Here is a 20,606-nt window from a genome sequence, read left to right on the forward strand (position 1 = left end):
GTTCGTTTTAGTGTGTAATATCAAATTAAAAAAAGAACCAAATCAACAACGCCGTAGCGATGGCGAGGTTGAACCAGCTCCCCCCCTCTCCGAACATCATGACTAAAAAATCAAAATAGTATTTTTCATACCATGCAGGTGAATGGGAGAGTGCTTCTTTAGCATACGCGGTGATTGGGGCTCCGTAGATAAATGCGATAATTTCAGGAATAATCAAAAAGAGGACAATCCCCAAAAATCCCCATACCGATTTTTCGGGTTTCATCGATTTTAGAGCTTGTGCAGTTTTCGGATGGTGGGCGAATTGGCGAGCTTTATTGAATAGTTTTTGTTTCATGAATGCAATTATACCGTTCCTTTAGCTCTCAAATATCACCAAAGCTCTCCCAAACGGCACTTTCGCTTTTCTTGACAATGCCCACAACACCTCATAATTCGGCGGGATACGAGGATAAGACCCCTCACCATCGGTAAAATACAACAACATGGTCGTCATCGGAAGATTCGCTTCGACATAATCGAACGTCGGGCGGTAATCGGTTCCCCCTCCACCTTTGAGGCGAAAGTCCATACGCTCGCCCCCTTGGAACGTATGGTGAGCGTGGACTTTGGCATCGGCGATGATGAGTTCGATTTTGACGGAGGGGAAGTTTTGCATGATGGTTTTAAACTCCTCCATAAATGCCCCCAAAAGCTGATCGTCGATGGAACCGCTCGTATCGATCGCCACACACAAACTCAACGTATCACTGGTGAGCGAGGGGAGAGCAATCCCCCGATGGATATGCTTTTTATTCGGAGGCATAAAGGCGTAGTTATTACGCATGTGTCGATTTACGGCGTTGTAGAGTTCAAACCGCCAATCGACATCGGCTGGTTTTACTTTTTTCCCTAATCGCTCCAACCCTAAGGGCATAGCCCCCTTACGCTGAGCTACCTCCTGAGCAATCGAGGCGGCGTATTGCCATTGCAACTCATCCGACGTATCGAGTTCATCGGCGATACCGTCGATGTTAGTAAAACCTTGGGAATCATCCCCCTCTTGTTCCATCATAGCGTTTTGTGGCGCACTATCTCCACTCTCCCCAAACGCATCCCCCTCTCCGAGATTTAGATCACTTTTAAGCGCATCGTATATCTCTTCGGCATACATCCCCTCATACTCTTTGTTGTAGTTTGCCCCTATCGGGATATGCAGACCGCTTTTGGAGAGGAGATTGTTGATCGCATAGTCGGTCGCTAACTGCCAAAGCCTCCCTCTGCGGTTCAGTTTGCGCTGCTGATGGGAGAGGACATGGTGCATGACGGCATTGGTGAGGATAAACATCACCTCCTCAACACTTCGACGCTCTAAAAACTCTACGTTGTAGATAAACCGCTTTCCGTTACTGGCATATCCTGAGACATCATCGTTAGGCTCGAAGTTTAGCCGTGAAGAGAGCATCCCGAAATAGGGATATTTGACGGTCAATAAACTCTTAGCACGCAGGAGCAGTTGTTCGTGCGACATTATCGTAGCAGTGTGTTGAACTGTTTCATCCACAACGGCCAACTCTCGACATGATCAAGTTCGATTTTCCGTGCACGGAGGTCTTGAATAATCATCACCGCAAACTCACCGGGGAGTTTCAGCGAATAAGTAATGAGATGGTTCAGTTTTTTACTGCTCGTGTAATCATCAACTCTCATGGATAAAGCGGTACAAAGGATATGCAAGGCGGAGGGGTCACTCGGTACATCGGTGCATTCGCCTAGCATAATCGCATCTAAATCTGGAAGCTGTGAGGCAACGAGACGAAACCCCAGATACGATGCCGCCAACTCCTCTCCGATAGCACCGCTCACCATCGCCATCACCAAATCCTCTTCGGGGTTGGAAGCCATAATATCATGAACATACTGCCATGTACGAGGTGTTGCAAACGATCTGCTCTCTGCATTAAAGACGAACAACGCGTCAGGGCGCTGGGAGATATAGGCGATGATGGAGGGCTCGATCCCCGCCCCTATCGCCCAGTTACGCCAATCCTCGACATTGGCTTCCATCTCCAAATGAACAAAACGATTCGCCAGCGGTGCCGCCATCCGAAACACGACACCACGGTCGCTCTCACGGTTCCCCGCCGCCACAATCGCCCAACCATCCGGGAGACGATATTCACCGATTTTACGATCTAATATTAACTGATATGCAGAAGCCTGAACCATCGGTGCTGCGGTATTTAACTCATCCAAAAACAAAATCCCCCGCTCTTGCGAGCCATCAGGTAAAAATGCCGGAGGTGCCCAGATCGCCGTGTCGTTTTTGGAGTTAAAAAACGGAATACCCCGAAGATCGGTCGGATCGAGAAGCGACAAACGCAAATCGATAAACCCTATCCCCGCTTCATTGGCTATCTGAGCGACGATAGAGGATTTCCCAATCCCCGGAGGTCCCCATAAAAAGACGGGAACTTTACGTTCGCACAAATGAGCGAGGGATCGTTTGGCACTTTGGGGATTCATGGTTTTCCTTATTCCCATCATCCCGTACTTGATATGAGATCCATCTTAAAAAAAGTGCTGGATTCCCAATCGAGTTGAGAATGACGATGTTTTATTACTGTGATGCAATTATTATGCGAAAAAGATAGAACAGAAATTGTATTGAGTGTTTTATTACAATCTTGAAGGAACCCCACATGTCTATCCAAAGCTATATCAGCGAAAACAAACTCGAATGGATGATCGTTTACAATGCCGCCACTGATGCATACAAATACGCGTATCGCGGATGTCTCATCGTAACCGAAGGTAAAGTTATCACTGCGGATAAAAGCCTGCCTCCAAAAGATATCGTTAAACAAGTTATCCTTGCAACCAACAGCGATACAATCGATTTTATGGCGCTTGAGCTTCAATCTTTGGATCTTTTCGAAAGTTTTGTTGCAAAATACAAAGAGTATTTGACTCCTGAAGGAAAATATCTCCTTTTCGTCTCTGACATTATCGGAAAAGGGTCATTTGTTTATGAGGGAATTACATTCAATACGTTTGCATTGGATGAAAGCTCTGTATGGAATGACTTGCTCGAACTCGGCGATCTTTCAAAAGGTGACTTGAAAAAGATGTCTGACAAAGAGAAAATCGATGCAGTTGCAAAAGAAGTTTCACGCAGTAATCTTCGTCTTAGCGACAAAACCTATGAAGAGATCAAAGCGTTACAACGCGGTGGAAAAGCTTCATTCGGGGCAGTGTAAACTGCTTTGTAATGCCCGCCTAAGCGGGTACTAGTCATTCCGTGCTACGACACGGAATCTACTTCTTAGTAAACTGGATCCCGTATCAAGTACGGGATGACAAAATGATTTTACTCCGCCCTCTTTTCCAAACACCCTTTTTCCATACAGTTGATCTTCGGCATTGCTTCGACATAACGATCAAGTATTTCAGAGACTTTTTTCTCATCAAAGCCGCATAGCTTTTCGCTCCCGATCACCATTAACGGACGACGGATTAGAATCGGGTTGGACATCAACAGTCCCATCGCTTCAGCTTCATCCAGCTCACTCGGCATAATTTCACCGTTTTTGATCGCGGGAGCGGCAGGATTAAACCAATCAACTACCTTTTTATCCCCCATAAAGCTGCGTAGAGCATCAGCATCCAAACCGTGTTCAAGGAGATTACGCTCGATCAGTGTACAGCCGCTTGAACGTAGAATCTGCTTTTGCTTGGCATTGGCGGCACAAAAAGGTTTTTCATAAAAGACAACTAACTTTACCATTATTCTATCCCGATTACCGCACGTCCGCGACGGTTAAGATAATAGGTCTCATACCCGTCATCCCCGATACTCATGCACTCACCCAAATACCCTTCATCGTAAAGCTCTGACATAATATTTTTAACCTCGGTTTTGTCCATTTGGGCATATTCGGCTATATCATCCGATTCGTAAATATTGTATTCCCACTCATCACTGAGATTAAAGATGGTTTTCATCACTTTGAGTTTTATCTCAGTCATGGGATTCCTTTAGGTGGGTTATTTGTTTTTGCAAAACAATGGCCTGGAGCGGATGGAGTTTCTCACGAGCAATCCACTTTTGGAACTCATCACTGTAATGCTGTTTAATCACTTCATGCAATTTTTGTACTTGATCATTCAGCTCCGACAATAGAGCCTTTGCTTCATCAAAAGTGTAGGTTTTGAGCGGTTTGAGCCGTCGCAGTACCCCTTGTACCAATTTCTCATTGATATGCTCCCCTGAGAGTTCTAAAAACTTCGATGCCCTCAAAGCTGTTGCATAGTTCTCATTCCAAATACGGCCGTTGATCATCTGATCGCAGGCTTGATCTGTAAAGAGCGGAAAAAGGTTCAATACCTCCAGCAGTTCGCTAAAATCATTATCGACAAGTGCCCGAAAAAGCATACGGCTACGGTTGCGGATATGGCGACGCAATTCAGGGTCACCGATAACCGATGGATTAAGCCGAGTGAATCGCTCCAATGCCCCCAGACGGGAGTGGTTAAACGCCATAATCGCCACATCGGTGTTCGGGTCACTCACTTGGACCGGATGCGAGCCGCTGGGACGATGAAACGCCCACAGCAATCGGGCTTCATCGTCTTCATGGTACAAGTAAATGGCATCACCCTGTTCCTCGAAATCCAAATCGTCTTTGAGCAATTCAATATGCTCACGGTAAGTCAAAGTAGACGACGTCTCCATAACGCTCAAACCTTTTCAAATTTTTCTTCTCGCTGAGTAAAAACAGTGTCTGCATCGCGGGAGCTTTCTCCACCATAAAATACCCATCACTGAGAATCACAGCAAGATTTTTCTCCCCTGCGTGAGTGTTTAGATACTCCAGTACCGGATCAAATTGCGTCCCTCCGTTCCCTTTGGCAAAACTGATATTAGGTAATATGCCTTGCGCGTCGTAGCTTATCTTCTCTTCGATATACACCCGTTCATCGAAGGGAATCACACTCACCTCGAAATCGTGACTCATGCGAACGATGGAGTCGATAATCCCTAAAAAACGGGCGAATACATCCGATGTGATGCTCATCGAGCGATCCAGAAAGATAAAAAAGCTCAAACGATTGCGATCATAGCGATATCCGGGGAGATATAGCCCTTGATGAATAAAACGGCGGTTGGGGTGGGAGAAATCGGACTCTTTATCGAAAAAACTCTCCGACATATAGGCATGTAACAACGTGTGCAAATCGATAGTGGGTTTGGTAATCTCATCGAACATCTCCAGCAGTGATGCGGGGATATTCCCCTGCTTCCGCGCCGCCCCCATCGCTTGGATAATCAACGCATCCAGTTCCTCTTCGGCTACCTTCGTATCACCCTCGTGTTCAATGATATCCATCTTCTGCTGTGTGGGGTTATCTTCAGATTGTTGCCCTTCTCCCTCATCGCTCTCACGGTAGAGTGCATGGTAGACCTCCTCTACACTTTTGTCGCGAAACGACTCGATCACCATCGCCTCTTCATCTGCTGATCCAACACGCTGAAAATCACTCAGCAAAAGCCCGATAACGATATCACAACTGCGATTCCACGTCGGCTTATCACGCCCAAGCATACGAAAGGGGTGTTTGAGGAGGATATGGAGCAGTACATGGGCATAGAGATATTTCAACTGTCCATCATCATACCCCATCGTTTTGCTCTCATCAACACGGATACTCACCCCATCGGTCTCGAAAAGCACATGAGGATTGTTCTGGTATTTATGGGGGATCGAGAGGGCTAGGACACTTAAAAAAGGGTGATCGAAAAGGAACTGAACCCGTATTTTTTCGAGACGGCTTTTGATGGGAATATCCTTGTATCGTTTCGATTATGATTGCAACTTTTGTGCTATGGGTCATAAAATGCAACATATAAATGTGGTTTTTGCTAAAATAAAACTACTTAAACTAACACGAAGTAATAAGGTATAAAAATGAGTCATACTATAGCCGAAAAACAATTTGATGATTGGAATAGCACTAAGAAAAAAAGCCACTACAAAGAAAACAATGTGGGGTTTAAAAAACGGGAAATTTTTTGGGCGAGAATCGGGCAAAACATCGGAGCTGAAGAATTTGGTAAAGGCAATGAATTTCAGCGTCCCATTTTGATTATCCGCAAACTGACCGCTCATATTTTTATCGGAATACCACTTACTTCAACCGTAAAAGATAACGATTATTTTCATACATTTGAGTACGATACTAAAAAAGGAAAAGTTTCCAGTACGGCGATGATTTTACAGCTAAAAACATTCGATAAAAAAAGACTTATGACGAGAATCGGAATGTTAAACAAAGAAGATTTTCAAAAAGTGGTAGAGAAAGCACGAAATCTATTTATTCCGCCTATGAAATAAGCGGAGCTGCCCGAAGGCGAATTACAGAGAAAATTATAGGCAAATAATGTTAAAGAAGTATTAAAAGAAATCGCTTGATTTTTGAGAGATATTTTTTCCCTTTTGGAAACCAAAGGGGCAGTCCCGAAGGAAATTAACTCTTATGATATTCTATAAATATTAAAGAAGGATTAAACCAATCCCTCAGTACCGAGGGATACTCTCTATCAAAATCAACACGACATGTTCACGGTGTCAAGCGACAACCAGTATTCCTTCAAATCACTGTTACGCTCTAAAAACCTCTATCTCCAGCTCTTTGACGATACGATAATGTTTGTCATTCGCCGTGATGAGCTTCATCCCATACGTCGTAGCTGTCGAAGCGATAAGGGCATCTGCAAGTTCCATACTGTGGCTCAAAAAATACTCTTCGACGTAAAAAAGCGCTTTGGCAGAGATCTCTTCACTCATGTAGATCGTTTTGGTATTCCATTGTCGCAGTGTCTGCTGAAAACGTCTCAACTCCTCTTTGTTGCGCATCCCCTGCACCAGTTCGATATGGGTCACGCCGGAGATACAAAAATCTCCCAGTGAGTGGATCAGCTTTTTGGCGTTTTCGTTGCCTCTGAGATACCATATCAGAACATCACTGTCCACTAAAACATCATACGCCATAAGGGTTAAAACGCTCTGCGTTTGCGCATATTTCGCACCATCGTATCGACATCATCGTCTCTGTCGCTCCACATCCCGAACATCGCATCATCTTTGGGTGTTTGCGTAGAGTCATCATAGGAGATGAGTTTGGCTTTGGCTTTTCCGCGATGGGTGATCGTTACATCCTCACCCTTGCTGAGGACATCAAATAAAAATGAGACATTAAAACGGAGGTCTTTGGCAGTTACCGTCATTACAGATCCTTTAACTTTATACTTGAAGTATAAACTATTAATCTTTATTTCTCATTAAGAGGGAAATCTAAAGAATATAATCCCCATATTTATTGATCCACTCATCAAACTCCGCACACTCCGCGATAGAAACATCTTTGACGATAGCGTCTTTGATGAGCATCACCCCAAACTCGGTTGGCAAAATTTGCGCGAAACCAAACAGATGCTTCGATGCTTCCTCGCCTCCACGGTAAAGCTCCACCATCGCCGACACGAGTGCGTACAACAGTGCCGGTTCGCTTTTATCGATAGTGGGGTATTCACCCCTATAGATAGCCTGAACATCGGGGAGCTTTTCATACACTTTGACATAGGAGAGGAACTCTATTCCCGCCCCGTATCCGATCAACCCGTAAATGATGGGAGCGATACGGGAAGTATCACTAGACGTCTTTAACACATTTGAGAGCATATGATAACTGCGCGGTGTTGCAAAAGCGGGGTTGCTGTCATCTTCACTCACCGGCTCAGAGGTCAGCAGATCAGGACGAAAGCTCAAAAATCCAATGACAAACGAATGTAACCCTTCTCGAATGGCGAAGAGTTTAAAATCCTCAAACCGCGCCTCGACACTCAGATGTACCATCCGATTCGCCAGCGGTGTAGGGAGACGAAACACCACCCCACGATCGGATATGCGGTTCCCGGCGCAGATGATCCGCCATCCGAGAGGGAGTTCATACTCTCCCATTTTACGGTTGAGGACGAGCTGATAGATCGCCGCCTGCACAGAGGGAGGAGCGGAGTTAAGTTCATCAAGAAATAGTATACCGCTTGAGTCACGATCGCGCGGAAAAAAGATAGGCGGCATCCATACCGTCTGCTCATCACGAATTGCCGGAACACCGCGCAAATCGACGGGGTCCATTTGTGAAAGACGGACATCGACCAGTTCCAGAGCATGTTTTTTCGCCACTTCGGCGACAATATACGATTTCCCAATCCCCGGTGACCCGTGGATAAATACGGGGATATCGGCACCGATGAGCGTATCGAGATGGGTATAGAGTTCCGTGGTCGTAATCGATGGTGTCTTCACGCACTCGCCTCCGCAATCAGACACGTAAAGCAGTGTTCTTGATCATTGCACGTTGCACACGCGGGTGCAACCATACCGATCGCATCGTAGAGAAATTTTTTCCATAGTTTATCTTTGGGCTTAAGTTCAGCAAGGCGTGGAAAATGTTCTGCCATATATGCACCCATCTGAACACGGCTTTTAAAGCCTAAATCTTGGTAGAGGTGGTTCATCTCCAACGATTTTTTGGCAATCAGTGGCGCAATAATATAACGGGCTTCATCGTTAATGGCATATTTTTTCAGATAGTTTTCGATTTTCTCACGCATCACATCATGCTCGCTCATCACATTCTCCTTGGAGTATATAAACGAACAATTGCAATTTTTAGTCTAGAGTTTATCCCGATTCTTCGGAGCCTTTTAAAAATAAAATCTAAGCTATAATTCGCGTATTAATATAAGAATCCAAACACAATTGAGGACAAATCTTGCTTACTTCGACCAATATAGAAGAGTTGATTACAAAAGCCACAAAGTACCTAGGTGGTCTTTTACATGAAGCATTTCATCACAGCGATAAAGAAAATGCGATTGTGGTGTATGACAGACGATGTCTGATTGCTACTATTTTGATGGAGGGGTACAAACGCGCCCTCCCCCATGCAAGGATGATCGATTTCGACGAACACGAGCCCCAAGAGGTTCGGGCACTTTTAGAAGCTCTGAATCCCTCAGATTTGGTAGTGTTGATCCAATCGACCAATTTCCGCCTCGATGCATTCCGTTTGCGTGTCGAGCTCTTTAAACTCAAACTCAAAGTAATAGAACATCCCCATCTGAGCCGTATGTCGGATGATGAAGCATCCTATTTCATCGATTCGCTGGAATACGACAAAACGTATTACCGACATCTAGGTCGTACCCTCCAGTCTAAAATAGATCAAGCACCCATGGGGGTGCTCGACACTGGCGGAGAACTGCTGATCTATGGTTCTCCGTTCGAGTCTGCCAAAGTCAACATCGGCGATTACACGGGATTACCCAACTGGGGCGGTCAGTTCCCTCTGGGGGAGGTGTTTACCGAAGCGCAAGAACTCAGCGCCGTTCACGGACGGGTCAAAATTTATTGTTTCGGGGATGTAACGTATAAAATCAATACCCCTGAAACCCCTATCACCCTCATCATCGAAGAGGGGCAAGTCGTGGCGTGTGAAAATTCGACTCCTGCGTTTGATCTAATATTATCTAATATACGCCGAGATGAGGGGGGAGTCGTTTGGATACGGGAACTCGGTTTCGGACTCAACCGAGCCTTTAGCAAAACGCGCACCGTCGCTGATACAGGAACCTATGAGCGGATGTGCGGGGTTCATATATCACTGGGGGCGAAACACGGCACTTACGGTAAACCCGGTTTTAAACGCCGTGACGGACTCTATCATGTCGATGTCTTTGCCGATACCCATACGTTTTCTCTTGGGGATGAAGTGATTTATAGAGACGGGGCGTTTGTAATTTAAGGTATTAATATCACTTGCATCGTTTCAAACAGATTATTTGCTATAATCGTTATTATGAATAAAGAACAAATCTTAGATTATCTTAGAAATGTCAAAAGCACGTATGCGCAAGAAGGATTTTTGATAGAAGCCCTTTTCGGATCATACTCACGTGATGATGCGGACGCGAAAAGTGACATCGATATTCTCGTCGAAGCAACGCCGCAATTTGCCTCAAAATACGGTTTTCAAGCCTTTGAGCGCATCCGTCAAATCCAAAATGAGCTCAGTAGTGCCCTCGGTGCTAAAGTCGATCTAGCAGATCGCACGGGGATGGGAAAAACGGCTAAAAAATTTATCATTGATCGGGCTATTTATGTCTAAAGAGTCGATCAAATTAGCCTAATTCACCCGCAACTTCGTCCGTCCCGTAAACAACTTCAAAAAATCGTATATATCGCTCAGGAAAAAAGCCTTCGTATCCTGATGTTCGAACCGTTGCAACCATGCACGCTCTTTGTTCAGTATCCCGCGACAGGGGATAACAAACTCTTCGCGCGGCAGAAGCGGTTTGAGCATACCGCAATCATTGATCGCATAAACAACCGCCTCAAACAGCTCATCGAGACGATCATCTTCGTCGTAGTGGTAAAGTTTGCCGTCCATTTTGTAAAAACGGTAGATCCCCAATATCTCGTGAGCTTTGTCAATTTCACTCATAGTATCCCTTTGTATGGCATTGCGTGGGCAATGGCTACCGCTTCATTGGTAACGTTTCCGTCATAAGTATTTAATGCCCCTCTATAGATTTCATCGTGCAACAGTACTTCCAACGGGGTTGAAGCGATTTTAATCGCGTACGGCAGTGTTGCATTGGTCAGGGCAACCGTCGAAGTACGCGGATACATTCCGGGCATATTGGCAACACAGTAGTGAACGATACCTTCAATCTCGAACGTCGGATGTGAATGAGTCGTCGCATGAGACGTTTCAAAACAGCCCCCCTGATCGATAGAGACATCGACTAGAACAGAGCCTTTTTTCATCAAACTCAGCATATCGTTGGTGATGAGTTTAGGGGCCTTTGCCCCCGGAAGCAATACCGTTCCGATAATCAAATCAGCCGTTTTAATACACTCCAATATCGTATCGTAGGTAGAGTATAGCATTGTCACATTGGGTGCCATCACATCGCGCAGATAGGTGAGTCGTTCGGTGTTAATATCGAGCATCACTACTTCTGATCCCAGACCTGCTGCCGCATCCGCCGCCGATTTACCCGCTACCCCTGCTCCCAGTACCACAACACGGTTGCGCTCCACCCCAACCGCACCGCCGAGAAGTCGTCCGCTTCCGCCATTGTAGCGTCCCAAATGCACGGCACCAAACAGCGTTGCCATCCGTCCGGCAATCTCGCTCATCGGTTCTAACAGCGGTAATCGTCGCCCTACGCGAAGTGTCTCATACGCCAGCGCAGTGATTTTTTTTGCACACAAAACTTCGGTTAGTTTTTTATCTGCGGCAAGATGAAGATAGGTAAAAAGGATCTGATTTTCTTTTAACCGGTTGTATTCGACCTCTATCGGCTCTTTAACCTTTACAATCATATCGGCAGCCGCATAGAGATCATTGGCGCTCTCTATTAATACAGCCCCGGTATTTAGGTACTGCGCATCCTCAAAACCGCTGCCCAAACCCGCACCCCGCTCAACCATAACACTATGACCGGCTTTAATCAACTCCATAACCCCAGATGGAGTCATACCGACACGGAACTCGTCCGTTTTAATCTCTTTTGGTACTCCGATAATCATACTTTCCCCCCTATTGCTACTGCATAGAGCAGTGGCTTTTCTGACCAGCGGGATGCTTCTTCATCATAGAAAGCTCCGATCCCGCTGCAGATCGCATTGTGATGTTCACACGTCCTATAGAGTTCTTGCGCATAGATTCCCGCTTCGATGTGAGAGTCTGCACAAAAAATTTCCGCAAAAATCAATACTACCATATTTGATCCTGAAATAAAACGCTGATCTAAAAGCAGATGGAGTATTTCAGAATTAAAATTTCCACTCACGGCACATTTCCCGTTACGATACAAACCCGGATGCATAGCGTGTGCCTGAAAGAGAAACGGTACAATCTCAAGAGAAGGGGGGGAAGGTATCGACATAAGTGCTTGAATAACCGTATCACTCATAGCATTCGGGAAAAATTCCCGTGCGCTGCGGCGTAATGCATTAATGGAAAGAAAATCTTCATAGAAAAGCGTATCGGGGATTTCGTTATAGACGGGAGTACTCATCACAGTCTCGATAAGTGCTTCTAAATTCTCACTGTAATCGGTCGGTTGTACACACATAAGCGGTTTGCTTAAATGCTTTACACTACGCTCACTTATCTCGCCTATTCCATAAACCGCCCCGATCACCTCATCCTCACCCATTCCCAGTATACTCTTGAGTTGTTCGTTTACTGACATTTTTGTTAAACTAAGCCCAAAATGTCGTACTGAAGCACAAAGTGCATGGATTTGATGCCCTAAATCGAGATACAGATAGCGCCAAGCGCGTAAGCCGTATTTCCATGATGATCGAAACGGCACCAAAGATAGGACCGCGATAACCCCGCTAAAGCGTTTATCCAACCCGACATACGGTTCTATCCCCTCCCCTGCAATCTCAGCGATCATAACCAGCTCTTCATGTAAAACATCGAGATGATAAATACCGCTGAGCAATCCTGCGACATTGCGGAGCTGAACATAGATCTCTATTGGGTGAAGATTTCCGGCGGAGGGGACATTGAGACGGCGGTAGGGCTTTTTGGCAATGATATGCTCATCGGTAATGCATCGTGTTTGTACGAGCCATTCTAACGAAGGGTGATCCCTCAGAGGGACACGATAGCAAAAATGGGGGTACTGTTTAAACGATGAAGGTTGCGACTCCCAATCCAAAAACGATTGTTGATTAGCAACCCACTCACGGGTGAGGAGGGTTGATTCACGCACTGCGCAGTTGGTTAAACACGTCGCGGTTACTGGTGAGTTCGATGGCACTGAAACCGTCTTCATTATGCATTCCGGCATTCGCACCGAGCGATAAAAGCATTTTAACGCATTCCAAGCGTGAAGCGGATGCGGCGTACATCAGTGCCGTCGTCCCCTCTTCATTGGTATCATTGATATCGGCACCTGCCTCTACAAGTAAACGTATCACTTCAGGTGACGCCGCATAACAGGCATTAAAGAGAACTCCGTTAAAGTCATCGTTAATCGCGTACAAATCCGAACCGGCTTCGATAAGGCGCGATACCATCATGGCATTACCTTCCAATGCGGCCAGCATCAGCGGAGTATTACCGTTAAACCCACGGTACTCGAGATCATCCGGGTGAAAGCCTCTTTCATTTAACCATGTAATATACTGTTCTACCATCACAAACTCCTTAGCAGAATTTTTTATACACCCATCCAGTTTTCATGGTCGTGTCCTTTTTTCTTGAAGTTGGCTGCTTTATCAACCGCTTCAATACATTTATCATAATCGACTTCATCCGTAATCTCAGGAACCACCTCAAAATAGCTGATCATCCCCTCTTGGTCGATAACGAATACGGCACGCGCCAGACGATCTTTAAGTTTCCCCTCGGTAATCAAAATTCCGAATTTTTTTGCAAAATCACGATTGGTATCGATTACAATATCGGCACTGTCAATACACTCTCGTGTGACAAAATCGTTGACAAATTCGGCATCGTCTGTCGTAATCATTACTGTTTTGAGCTTTTTAAACTGCTTGATAAGATCATTGAATTTCTTTGCACCCAATGAACACACTTCGGTTTTCAGTGAAGGGATCGCAATGAGCAATTGTGCGCTCGGAGCAATCATTCCGATAACGTTTTGACTTCCATCGAGGTTTGTAACACGTGCAGCCGGAGCTTCACGCCAAATACTCATCTCTTTTCCCTCTAAAGGGGTTGGTGTTCCATGAACGGTAATTTGCATCGTCTCTCCTTTTTGGATCATTTTGAGAATGTAGTGCAAAATCAGTTCTACAAACTGCCTATTTTTTATCCATGTGAATACAGGTTCATTGTTTTATTTTGTATTACAATTAGTGAATAACTTATACAAAAGATGATGACATGATGACCTATGAAGCCAATATCCCAGATCGTGAAGAGTGCCGCACCTGTGCACTGACTTTTGCGTATAAAGAGATTAACCTCCTTTATGAAGTCGCCGTTATGCTCACCAGCACGACTGAGATCACAACAAGTATCGAAAAAGCGATGCGTCGTCTTAAACAACACGGATATTTGGAACGCTGTGCCCTCTTCCGTAAAAAAGAGGATACCGAGGAACTTGAGCTTTTAGCATCGATCGATTTGGAACCCTATCAGAAAAAAGTGGCAACGTATCGTTTCGGGGAAGGTGCAACAGGTTTGGCAGCAAAAAGCCGTGAACCGATCGTCATCGAAAATATCCATAATAACATCAACTATCTCAACAAAATGGGAAATATTTCCACCCAAATGGTCTCCTATGTTGCGGTTCCGCTCCTCCAAGACGAAGAGGTCATCGGAGTTATTTCTGCCAACATCGGAAAGAGCAGCCCTCTAAACTTCGACGAAATTGTCCGTATGCTTACTATTGTCGGTTCACTCTTCGTAGGATCACTCAAAGCACAACAAACCATTACCGAAGAGAAAGAGTCTCTCACCGAACTCAAAACGTATTACAAAGAGGAGATGCAAAAAGATTATAAATTCGAAAATATCGTCGGACGTTCTACCCGTATGCAACAAGTATTCGGAATGATCAATACCGTTGCTCCGACCGATGCTACGATCTTGATTCGTGGAGAAACGGGGACAGGGAAAGAGTTGATTGCAACGGCGGTCCATAATCTCAGCCGCCGCCAAAATGGCCCGTTTATCAAACTAAACTGCGCCGCTATCAGTGAAACACTCCTCGAATCGGAACTCTTCGGTCATGAAAAAGGGGCCTTTACCGATGCGAGAGAGATGCGCAAAGGGCGTTTTGAACTCGCTGACGGCGGAACCTTGTTTCTCGATGAGATCGGAGACATCACCCCATCCCTCCAAGTTAAACTGCTCCGAATTTTACAAGAGCAGGAGTTTGAGCGAGTCGGGGGAAATAAAACGATCAAAACCAATGTCCGCCTCGTCGCGGCGACCAACCGTAATCTTGAAGAGATGGTGCGTAAAGGAGAATTTCGTGAGGACCTGTTTTATCGTCTCAACGTTATTCCGATCAACCTTCCGCCGCTTCGTGAGCGATACGAGGATGTGAAACTCCTCATCGAGCACTATCTCCACCGATTTATGAAAGAGCACCGTAAAAACATGCATATTTCTAAACCGGCAATGGAGCTGTTACTCGATTATCCATGGCCGGGAAATATCCGTGAACTCCAAAATACCATGGAGCGGATTGTACTCATCTGTCCTGATGGTGAAATCCAACCGGAAATGCTGAGCCATGTATTGCCGTTTAATTACCAAAAGCTTTACATGCAGCCTGAATCAGTTGCTCAACCTCAATCGATGCCGACATCGAATCCATCTGCCATGCCGACACCAGCGCCACAGACATCAGGACCGGTAACCCGTAAAAGTCTTCAAGAGTTGGAAAAAGAGTCGATTATCCAAGCACTGATCGATTCACACGGTATTCAGACCAAAGCGGCTCGTGCATTGGGAATGAGTGCCCGTCAGATCGGATATAAAATCAAACAGTATGAGATCAACCTCTAACGTATCTCTAGGTGAACACTGTTTTTCCCCTCTTCTTTAGCGCAATAGAGGGCTTTATCCGCTCGGTCCATTACCATCTCCAACGTTTCACCCGGCTGTACCAATGTCAATCCGAAACTGCACGTGAGATGGGTAATCGTTTTAAACGGGTGTTCATCAATCCGCTTACGAATCTGTTCTGCAATTTTCATCACCGTTAATGGATCCGTGTATCGGAGCAATATTGCGAATTCTTCGCCACCCCAGCGTACAAACAAATCGGATTTACGAATCGAACGGCTGACCAGTGAAGTCAATTCTTTAAGGACCAAATCACCGATATTATGACCGTAGGTATCGTTAATACCTTTAAATCCGTCAATATCGAACATCAATAAAAACAGCGTAATGCTATAGCGCTCTTTGAGGCTTTGATGGGCTTGAAAGACCTCTTCGAGTAATCGGCGATTTCCGATCCCGGTCAGCGTATCGGTTGTTGCCATTTTAAGCAACCCTTTTTCCCCTTCGTTTACCATCCCCATGAGAGAAGTGAGCATATTGTATTCGTGCTTGATAAAGGGGGTCAATTGATTGTAACACAGAGAAAGAAGATGACGTTGATCCATAACGCCAACCAAATCGTCCAAGTGGGTAACGACGATTTTATCAAACCGTGCATGCTTCATCTCATCAAGAACCTCGGCAATGCTCATCGTCGAATGAAACGTCTTAAGCGGTGCGGTCATAAAGGTTTTAACCGGCAGCATTAAATTGTCCCAATCACTTAGGACTCTCACCATATCTTTGAGCGTTATAATCCCAACTGACAGTGCTCTCTCTGTGATGATAACAACATCGGTAGTATATGCTGTAAAGTATTCAAATACCTCACGCATCATCACATCAGCATCAAACGTCCGTACCTTGCTTTCATAATCAAAAAGTTTACCGATCGGGGTCGAATGCGTTAGAGCCAATGCTTCTACTATCACATATTCCCCTTAAATCGTATTTTCTATATTGCAGTGATATAAAAAATGCATTAAATCCGGGGCTTGATCTTTCAGTATTTGAATATCATTAAAATACTGTTTGAGCGGTACACCGTAAAGACGTTTGAAGTCATTCAAAAAATGGGACTGATCGTAGTAACCGTTTTCCCTCACACTCATAGAGTCGTAATTGTTTTCGTACAATGCTTGAATCATCTTTTTGCGTTTAATCGTGATGATGTAGGTAGAGAGATTGATCCCCAGATATTTTTTAAAATAACGCCGCAGCGAACTCTCAGAAATACCGAAATGTTTGGCAACCTCTTTTGTCGCATTGGTCGGCAGTTGCGTAAAATTGGCATTGACATAGCGGATAATCTCACGTGTAATGGTATAAGAACGATGCTGGGATTCCCCATTCATCATTTCTTCGACCGATTGAATGTATTTTACTGCCCGATCCTCTGCTGGAACGTTAATATTAATCATTGATCCCGGAGCGATATGGTTGACCATCGAAACGATCGGAGTATCGGTGAGTCTAAACATACCGCATGCACTCAGACGGATAATCGTCAATTCTTGACACGTGTCTTTAAATACTATTTTTATTTTTGGGGCATGGGTAAATTTACCGCACACTAAATCACCGTCAAATTCATATTTTTTGCCGTCTATTTCAAATGTGAGAACGGCACACCCATTATTTAAAATAATATGTTCATGGACAGAAGGGGCACCGATAAATTGAAAATCTTGCTCTTTTTTATAGTGGTAAGTTGGAATGTGATAAATAGAATCGATAAAAGGGCTTTGGTGGCAAATAATATTCATACATAAAATCCTTTAACAGCGCTAATGATAAGCTACGGAGAGAAAAATGTCTTGTAAAATTCCGCCAATTAAACGAAAAAAAATGTCTTATGAGAATTTTTAGGATAGTTTTATGAAAAAATCGGAGAAAATACCCATTCAAGAAGTGAATGGGTGGAGAAAATATCAGTCGCCGCGACGTACAGCGACAACTTCTGAAGGGAATTTTTTTACGCCCGGTTCGATAAACCATGTTTCGCCGTTGCTGAGTTTTACCTCACCGCCCCATTTTTCTTCACTGTCAAACTCTGACGTGAGAATCGTCTCTTCCATATCTTTTTTTGCAACATAAAAAGAGATCGCTCCCTTAGAGTCGTAACGTAACATAACTTTTGCCATTGTGTATCCTTTGTATTGTATGTATTAAATTCATCGCACTACTGTGCATGAAAAAACTTTCGTATCCGATGCCACCAATCCGATGAGAGATGCCCTTCGAATGTTATGCGTAAAAAAGTTGCTGCGAGGCGGCGAATAATCGTATTGACCTCATAATTTTTACCATCATGTTGGGGAAAATCATCCCGATAATGGACACCACGGCTCTCTTCACGCGCTAATGCCGACATGAGCATTGCTTCTGCCACGGTGAGAGCATTACGAAACTCGATAATCGACATCAGCTCGACGTTATCGGTCCGTTCTTTATTAACACAACACAATCCTGATGACATCTTCATCAGATAATGGACGTATTCCAATGCATTGGCAAGCGAATCATGGGTGCGGAAAACCCCTGCATTTTTATAAAGATTATTGCCGAGGTTACGACGCATCGTGTTGATATTAAATCGACTTTCGCCTTCGATGATACTATCAACGTAGCGTAGTTCTTGTGCAACCTGTGCATAATCGATAGGATGGAACACCCCTTTTTTAGCCGCTTTGGCCGCTTCTGTACCGGCGACCTTACCAAAATAAGCGGCTTCAAGCAGGCTGTTACCGCCCAAACGGTTTGCTCCGTGTACACCGTTATGGGCACATTCACCACAGGCAAAAACATTTGCAATATCCGTAGAGGTATCGTTGCGGCTCCAAATTCCGCCCATGGTATAGTGAGCGGATGGCGTGATAGGGAGCAATTCAGTGAGGATATCAATTCCTGAGCCGTTGAGGGCATGTTTACGCGCGGATGGGAGTTTTTTGTCGATCAACTCTTCACCCAAATGGCGGAAGTCAAGATAAACGGTATGACCATTCAACTGATGAAGAACGATATCACGAGAGAGTTTATCGCGTGTTTGTAGCTCATCGGTAAAGCGTTCCCCCATTTCATCAACGATATACGCACCTTCTCCCCGTGCTGCTTCACTGATTAAAGTACCGCTGTTGGCTAGTGTTGTTGGGTGAAACTGAACAAATTCCAGATTGGCTAAACGCATCTTGGCTCTGAGTGCTATAGCGATGACATCTCCGCTTGATTCTTGGGAATTAGTAGAGTGACCGCGATATATTCCGGCAAACCCTCCTCCAGCCAGTACAAGCGATTTGCACGCAAAGGCGATTACTTGTGAATCTCGACGTCTAAGGAGCGTAATACCGGAAAGTTGTTCCTTAAAAGTAGCAATCGAGAGCATAAGATGATTAGGAAATATTTTTACCCCTTCTTTACGGCACTGTACGAGAAGGGTTTGGGTAATTGAAGCGCCCGTTTTATCAGCGATATAGCATGTACGCTTTGCTTTTGTTCCCCCAAATGGGCGTTGAGCAACGTGTCCCTCTTCGTTGGTATCAAAGGCAACTCCCATCGATTGCAGATCATTAATGATCTCTTCTGCACCGGTTACCATAGCACTGACAACGGCAAGACGACCGAGCTTGTCGGCTCCCTTTAACGTATCGGCGATATGATCACGGCATGAATCGTGACGCGTTGTTTTAAGTACGGCATTGATTCCCCCAGATGCTACGGCAGAATTGGAACGCAGAGGATTGCTTTTGCTGACTAAAGCAACCTTGAGTCCGGCACGTTTGGCACTAAGTGCGGCATATAATCCGGAGATACCGCTGCCGACAACAATTACATCATACAGCATAAGCACCCTTCATAAGCGTATTTACTGCCTTGGCGGAAGCTTCAGGGAGATAACACAAAACCGCATTATCTATGACATGGGCAGGATCAACGGCACCAAATACTGCACAGATCCCCCCTGCACTACGCGCAAATTGTAATGCACTGGCAATGTCGCTCAGTTCATTCGTATTCATAAGTTCAGCGACATCCGGTGCAAACGCTCTTTTAAAGAGATTTTTTTGCAGCAGAGGAGAGGAACCGATATACGTTATCCCATAGCTAGCGCACGCATGCATAAGAGGATAATACATCCCATCTTCAGCTTGCTGATTTGCATAACCGTAGGCATGCGGTTTTGCCAGATTAAACGGACTTTGGAGGTATTTAAACCCATGGTTTATCCCACCCGCACGACGAGCAATTTCTACTACTTTTGAGAGGGCGATGTACTCGGTATGATCCGCTTCATACAAAAATCCGTTCCAAGCCGCTATCCCGTAAGAGACGATTTTACCCTCCGCTCTTAGCTCTTCAAAAAGCTTAAATGCTGTTTCGATACGGCCATAAAACGTTTCTTGATCGACGTATCCGAGCTGTGTTTCGGGATTATGGAGATAGAAAATATCGATCGTTTCCAACTCCAAATTGCGTAACGACTGCTCACAGCTCCAACGTAAATATTTAGGGCTCATACAGTGCTGATCGATAACGATCTCTTCTTTGGTCGCTAATCCCGTCTGAATGATATTCTCTTGTATCCATCCGTAGGGATTCTCTGGAAACGGGAAATCCAGAGGGATGAAACCTGCTTTGGAAGCGATGATCACCTCTTGACGTTTTATTTCACCCTCTTGAAACATTGCATTCAACGCTTCGGCAATCTCACGCTCGCTCATTTGATAGCGGTAGTTGATCGCCGTATCGATCATATTAATTCCACGACGAAGTGCCATTTTTATGGCCTCTGCGTAGTTGATAATATAATTATCTTCTTTGTACGGTTCGGCTTTATAGGTTCCGATCCCGAGAGATGGGAAAAAGAGTTCTCCGTTAAAACGGTAAAAATCTTTCGAGTAATTACCGAATTTTTTGAGATACGAAAAAGTTCCCTCTTTTGTGGCACATAACAT

At 44.9% G+C, this 20,606-nt stretch carries 26 protein-coding genes; 5 read left to right on the plus strand and 21 right to left on the minus strand.

The window, feature by feature from the left end:
• Positions 1-25: 25 nt before the first annotated feature.
• The 3 genes from B649_RS06910 to B649_RS06920 are packed head-to-tail and all read right to left on the minus strand — an operon-like array spanning position 26 to position 2,505.
• Positions 26-337 (minus strand): hypothetical protein, encoded by a 312-nt coding sequence (locus B649_RS06910; RefSeq protein WP_015653799.1) that lies wholly within the window; start codon positions 335-337, stop codon positions 26-28.
• A gap of 21 nt (positions 338-358) precedes the next feature.
• The gene (locus tag B649_RS06915; RefSeq protein WP_015653800.1) at positions 359-1,510 is read right to left on the minus strand and encodes a VWA-like domain-containing protein; all 1,152 of its coding nucleotides are present in this window, start codon (positions 1,508-1,510) and stop codon (positions 359-361) included.
• On the minus strand, positions 1,510-2,505 hold the full coding sequence (locus tag B649_RS06920; protein ID WP_015653801.1) for a MoxR family ATPase: 996 nt from the start codon (positions 2,503-2,505) through the stop codon (positions 1,510-1,512). The genes B649_RS06915 and B649_RS06920 overlap by 1 nt, the downstream gene beginning before the upstream one ends.
• A gap of 176 nt (positions 2,506-2,681) precedes the next feature.
• Between B649_RS06920 and B649_RS06925 the strand changes: the two genes are divergently transcribed.
• Positions 2,682-3,239: a hypothetical protein gene (locus B649_RS06925; protein WP_015653802.1), complete on the plus strand. Its 558-nt coding sequence runs from the start codon at positions 2,682-2,684 to the stop codon at positions 3,237-3,239.
• A 110-nt stretch (positions 3,240-3,349) separates the two neighbouring features.
• On the opposite strand, the gene B649_RS06930 is transcribed toward B649_RS06925, so the two are convergent.
• From B649_RS06930 to B649_RS06945, 4 genes are read right to left on the minus strand one after another with little or no spacing between them, the layout of a single operon-like run.
• Positions 3,350-3,766, minus strand: coding sequence for an ArsC/Spx/MgsR family protein (locus B649_RS06930; RefSeq protein ID WP_015653803.1), 417 nt, complete (start codon positions 3,764-3,766; stop codon positions 3,350-3,352).
• Positions 3,766-4,008 carry a hypothetical protein gene (locus B649_RS06935; RefSeq protein ID WP_015653804.1) on the minus strand — a complete coding sequence of 81 codons (243 nt, stop codon included), beginning with the start codon at positions 4,006-4,008 and terminating at the stop codon, positions 3,766-3,768. Before B649_RS06935 ends, B649_RS06930 begins: the two co-directional genes overlap by 1 nt.
• Positions 4,001-4,714: a hypothetical protein gene (locus B649_RS06940; protein WP_015653805.1), complete on the minus strand. Its 714-nt coding sequence runs from the start codon at positions 4,712-4,714 to the stop codon at positions 4,001-4,003. The genes B649_RS06935 and B649_RS06940 overlap by 8 nt, the downstream gene beginning before the upstream one ends.
• Entirely contained in the window at positions 4,683-5,825 is a 1,143-nt protein-coding gene (locus B649_RS06945; protein WP_366216286.1) for a VWA-like domain-containing protein, read from the minus strand. Before B649_RS06945 ends, B649_RS06940 begins: the two co-directional genes overlap by 32 nt.
• 123 nt (positions 5,826-5,948) lie before the next feature.
• Between B649_RS06945 and B649_RS06950 the strand changes: the two genes are divergently transcribed.
• Positions 5,949-6,374 (plus strand): type II toxin-antitoxin system PemK/MazF family toxin, encoded by a 426-nt coding sequence (locus B649_RS06950; protein WP_015653807.1) that lies wholly within the window; start codon positions 5,949-5,951, stop codon positions 6,372-6,374.
• Between the two features lie 267 nt (positions 6,375-6,641).
• Here the strand turns inward: B649_RS06950 and B649_RS06955 are convergent, their stop codons facing one another.
• From B649_RS06955 to B649_RS06970, 4 genes are all read right to left on the minus strand, one after another.
• Positions 6,642-7,031, minus strand: a complete 390-nt coding sequence (locus B649_RS06955) for a type II toxin-antitoxin system VapC family toxin (RefSeq protein WP_015653808.1) — start codon at positions 7,029-7,031, stop codon at positions 6,642-6,644.
• Positions 7,032-7,036: 5 nt separating this feature from the next.
• A complete protein-coding gene (locus tag B649_RS06960) occupies positions 7,037-7,267 on the minus strand; it encodes a type II toxin-antitoxin system prevent-host-death family antitoxin (RefSeq protein ID WP_015653809.1) in 231 nt (76 codons plus the stop codon).
• Between the two features lie 67 nt (positions 7,268-7,334).
• On the minus strand, positions 7,335-8,348 hold the full coding sequence (locus B649_RS06965; protein ID WP_015653810.1) for a MoxR family ATPase: 1,014 nt from the start codon (positions 8,346-8,348) through the stop codon (positions 7,335-7,337).
• Entirely contained in the window at positions 8,345-8,674 is a 330-nt protein-coding gene (locus tag B649_RS06970) for a nitrogen fixation protein NifQ (protein WP_015653811.1), read from the minus strand. Before B649_RS06970 ends, B649_RS06965 begins: the two co-directional genes overlap by 4 nt.
• Before the next feature lie 143 nt (positions 8,675-8,817).
• Between B649_RS06970 and B649_RS06975 the strand changes: the two genes are divergently transcribed.
• On the plus strand, positions 8,818-9,849 hold the full coding sequence (locus B649_RS06975; RefSeq protein ID WP_015653812.1) for a hypothetical protein: 1,032 nt from the start codon (positions 8,818-8,820) through the stop codon (positions 9,847-9,849).
• A 54-nt stretch (positions 9,850-9,903) separates the two neighbouring features.
• Positions 9,904-10,212, plus strand: a complete 309-nt coding sequence (locus B649_RS06980; RefSeq protein ID WP_015653813.1) for a nucleotidyltransferase domain-containing protein — start codon at positions 9,904-9,906, stop codon at positions 10,210-10,212.
• Between the two features lie 18 nt (positions 10,213-10,230).
• Here the strand turns inward: B649_RS06980 and B649_RS06985 are convergent, their stop codons facing one another.
• Genes B649_RS06985 through B649_RS07005 form a run of 5 tightly spaced genes read right to left on the minus strand, consistent with a single transcriptional unit; the run spans position 10,231 to position 13,840 of the window.
• Positions 10,231-10,548 carry a hypothetical protein gene (locus B649_RS06985; RefSeq protein WP_015653814.1) on the minus strand — a complete coding sequence of 106 codons (318 nt, stop codon included), beginning with the start codon at positions 10,546-10,548 and terminating at the stop codon, positions 10,231-10,233.
• A complete protein-coding gene (ald, locus tag B649_RS06990) occupies positions 10,545-11,642 on the minus strand; it encodes an alanine dehydrogenase (RefSeq protein ID WP_015653815.1) in 1,098 nt (365 codons plus the stop codon). Before ald ends, B649_RS06985 begins: the two co-directional genes overlap by 4 nt.
• Positions 11,639-12,841: a nitroreductase family protein gene (locus B649_RS06995; protein ID WP_015653816.1), complete on the minus strand. Its 1,203-nt coding sequence runs from the start codon at positions 12,839-12,841 to the stop codon at positions 11,639-11,641. Before B649_RS06995 ends, ald begins: the two co-directional genes overlap by 4 nt.
• Positions 12,834-13,268: an ankyrin repeat domain-containing protein gene (locus B649_RS07000; protein ID WP_015653817.1), complete on the minus strand. Its 435-nt coding sequence runs from the start codon at positions 13,266-13,268 to the stop codon at positions 12,834-12,836. Before B649_RS07000 ends, B649_RS06995 begins: the two co-directional genes overlap by 8 nt.
• 23 nt (positions 13,269-13,291) lie before the next feature.
• Entirely contained in the window at positions 13,292-13,840 is a 549-nt protein-coding gene (locus B649_RS07005) for a redoxin family protein (RefSeq protein ID WP_015653818.1), read from the minus strand.
• A gap of 140 nt (positions 13,841-13,980) precedes the next feature.
• Here B649_RS07005 and nifA point away from each other — a divergent pair, with 140 nt between their 5' ends.
• Positions 13,981-15,615, plus strand: a complete 1,635-nt coding sequence (gene nifA, locus B649_RS07010; RefSeq protein ID WP_015653819.1) for a nif-specific transcriptional activator NifA — start codon at positions 13,981-13,983, stop codon at positions 15,613-15,615.
• Here nifA and B649_RS12230 read toward each other — a convergent pair.
• The 5 genes from B649_RS12230 to B649_RS07035 all read right to left on the minus strand — a co-directional run bounded on the left by B649_RS12230 (position 15,612) and on the right by B649_RS07035 (position 20,606).
• Complete coding sequence (locus B649_RS12230; protein ID WP_015653820.1) at positions 15,612-16,586, minus strand: diguanylate cyclase; 975 nt, start codon at positions 16,584-16,586, stop codon at positions 15,612-15,614. The genes nifA and B649_RS12230 overlap by 4 nt on opposite strands.
• Positions 16,587-16,595: 9 nt before the next feature.
• Complete coding sequence (locus tag B649_RS07020; RefSeq protein WP_015653821.1) at positions 16,596-17,420, minus strand: AraC family transcriptional regulator; 825 nt, start codon at positions 17,418-17,420, stop codon at positions 16,596-16,598.
• 165 nt (positions 17,421-17,585) lie between these two features.
• Positions 17,586-17,798: a putative nitrogen fixation protein NifT gene (gene nifT / locus B649_RS07025; protein ID WP_015653822.1), complete on the minus strand. Its 213-nt coding sequence runs from the start codon at positions 17,796-17,798 to the stop codon at positions 17,586-17,588.
• 38 nt (positions 17,799-17,836) lie between these two features.
• Positions 17,837-19,495 (minus strand): FAD-dependent oxidoreductase, encoded by a 1,659-nt coding sequence (locus B649_RS07030; RefSeq protein WP_015653823.1) that lies wholly within the window; start codon positions 19,493-19,495, stop codon positions 17,837-17,839.
• Positions 19,485-20,606, minus strand: a complete 1,122-nt coding sequence (locus tag B649_RS07035; RefSeq protein WP_015653824.1) for an aldo/keto reductase — start codon at positions 20,604-20,606, stop codon at positions 19,485-19,487. The genes B649_RS07030 and B649_RS07035 overlap by 11 nt, the downstream gene beginning before the upstream one ends.

The sequence above is a fragment of the Candidatus Sulfuricurvum sp. RIFRC-1 genome (genome assembly GCF_000310245.1).
In the GTDB taxonomy this organism is placed as follows: Bacteria; Campylobacterota; Campylobacteria; order Campylobacterales; family Sulfurimonadaceae; genus Sulfuricurvum.

Excerpts from the sequence above, each read along its gene's own strand:
- B649_RS06910 (WP_015653799.1), bottom strand. The coding sequence starts at position 337 with ATGAAACAAAAACTATTCAATAAAGCTCGCCAATTCGCCCACCATCCG.
- B649_RS06915 (WP_015653800.1), bottom strand. The coding sequence starts at position 1,510 with ATGTCGCACGAACAACTGCTCCTGCGTGCTAAGAGTTTATTGACCGTC.
- B649_RS06920 (WP_015653801.1), bottom strand. The coding sequence starts at position 2,505 with ATGAATCCCCAAAGTGCCAAACGATCCCTCGCTCATTTGTGCGAACGT.
- B649_RS06925 (WP_015653802.1), top strand. The coding sequence starts at position 2,682 with ATGTCTATCCAAAGCTATATCAGCGAAAACAAACTCGAATGGATGATC.
- B649_RS06930 (WP_015653803.1), bottom strand. The coding sequence starts at position 3,766 with ATGGTAAAGTTAGTTGTCTTTTATGAAAAACCTTTTTGTGCCGCCAAT.
- B649_RS06935 (WP_015653804.1), bottom strand. The coding sequence starts at position 4,008 with ATGACTGAGATAAAACTCAAAGTGATGAAAACCATCTTTAATCTCAGT.
- B649_RS06940 (WP_015653805.1), bottom strand. The coding sequence starts at position 4,714 with ATGGAGACGTCGTCTACTTTGACTTACCGTGAGCATATTGAATTGCTC.
- B649_RS06950 (WP_015653807.1), top strand. The coding sequence starts at position 5,949 with ATGAGTCATACTATAGCCGAAAAACAATTTGATGATTGGAATAGCACT.
- B649_RS06955 (WP_015653808.1), bottom strand. The coding sequence starts at position 7,031 with ATGGCGTATGATGTTTTAGTGGACAGTGATGTTCTGATATGGTATCTC.
- B649_RS06960 (WP_015653809.1), bottom strand. The coding sequence starts at position 7,267 with ATGACGGTAACTGCCAAAGACCTCCGTTTTAATGTCTCATTTTTATTT.
- B649_RS06970 (WP_015653811.1), bottom strand. The coding sequence starts at position 8,674 with ATGAGCGAGCATGATGTGATGCGTGAGAAAATCGAAAACTATCTGAAA.
- B649_RS06980 (WP_015653813.1), top strand. The coding sequence starts at position 9,904 with ATGAATAAAGAACAAATCTTAGATTATCTTAGAAATGTCAAAAGCACG.
- B649_RS06985 (WP_015653814.1), bottom strand. The coding sequence starts at position 10,548 with ATGAGTGAAATTGACAAAGCTCACGAGATATTGGGGATCTACCGTTTT.
- ald (WP_015653815.1), bottom strand. The coding sequence starts at position 11,642 with ATGATTATCGGAGTACCAAAAGAGATTAAAACGGACGAGTTCCGTGTC.
- B649_RS07000 (WP_015653817.1), bottom strand. The coding sequence starts at position 13,268 with ATGGTAGAACAGTATATTACATGGTTAAATGAAAGAGGCTTTCACCCG.
- B649_RS07005 (WP_015653818.1), bottom strand. The coding sequence starts at position 13,840 with ATGCAAATTACCGTTCATGGAACACCAACCCCTTTAGAGGGAAAAGAG.
- nifA (WP_015653819.1), top strand. The coding sequence starts at position 13,981 with ATGATGACCTATGAAGCCAATATCCCAGATCGTGAAGAGTGCCGCACC.
- B649_RS07020 (WP_015653821.1), bottom strand. The coding sequence starts at position 17,420 with ATGAATATTATTTGCCACCAAAGCCCTTTTATCGATTCTATTTATCAC.
- nifT (WP_015653822.1), bottom strand. The coding sequence starts at position 17,798 with ATGGCAAAAGTTATGTTACGTTACGACTCTAAGGGAGCGATCTCTTTT.
- B649_RS07030 (WP_015653823.1), bottom strand. The coding sequence starts at position 19,495 with ATGCTGTATGATGTAATTGTTGTCGGCAGCGGTATCTCCGGATTATAT.
- B649_RS07035 (WP_015653824.1), bottom strand. The coding sequence starts at position 20,606 with ATGTTATGTGCCACAAAAGAGGGAACTTTTTCGTATCTCAAAAAATTC.